The organism is Leptospira selangorensis, from assembly GCF_004769405.1.
Classification (GTDB): Bacteria; Spirochaetota; Leptospiria; order Leptospirales; family Leptospiraceae; genus Leptospira_B; species Leptospira_B selangorensis.
Genome location: NZ_RQES01000031.1, coordinates 1 through 488, shown reverse-complemented (window position 1 = coordinate 488; position 488 = coordinate 1). Strand labels below are relative to the sequence as shown.

The 488-nt window shown below is 40.0% G+C and carries 2 protein-coding genes; both read right to left on the bottom strand.

What is annotated here, in order from left to right:
* The coding region (locus tag EHO58_RS19470; RefSeq protein ID WP_135681034.1) for a HigA family addiction module antitoxin at positions 1-215 on the bottom strand (215 nt) is incomplete at its 3' end.
* A gap of 15 nt (positions 216-230) precedes the next feature.
* Positions 231-488 (bottom strand): type II toxin-antitoxin system RelE/ParE family toxin (locus EHO58_RS19465; protein WP_135681033.1); only part of this gene is annotated, 258 nt, incomplete at its 5' end.

Here is a 488-nt window from a genome sequence, read left to right as displayed (position 1 = left end):
TGCATATTCAACCAACTCTCCGCAGAAGTATTAGTAGCGATGCCTATTCTTACAGCCATTTCTGGTGTAACAGGACTCTTACCATTAACTATCTCTGAAAGAGTTTTACGAGATACACCTAAATCCTTTGCAGCTTCGGTTATCGTCAGTCCTAATGGCTTGATTATATCTTCTAGTAGAATTTCACCTGGATGTGTAGGTCTTCTTTTATGCATAAAATCTCTCCTCTACTAGTGATAGTCCTCATAATCTACTAATATAGCGTTCTCTCCTTCAAATTCGAAAGTAAGGCGCCAATTACCATTCACCCAGACCGACCACCTACCCTGCTCTCGACCTTTAAGTGGATGTAACCGATAAGCAGGTAAATCCATATCTTTCGGAGAAGTAGATGAATCTAATCTATCCAGAAGCCTTGCTAATTTACTAGCGTGATCTGCTTGTATTCCTTTCTTACTGCCTGTTTCAAAAAAATGTTCAAGGCCCTT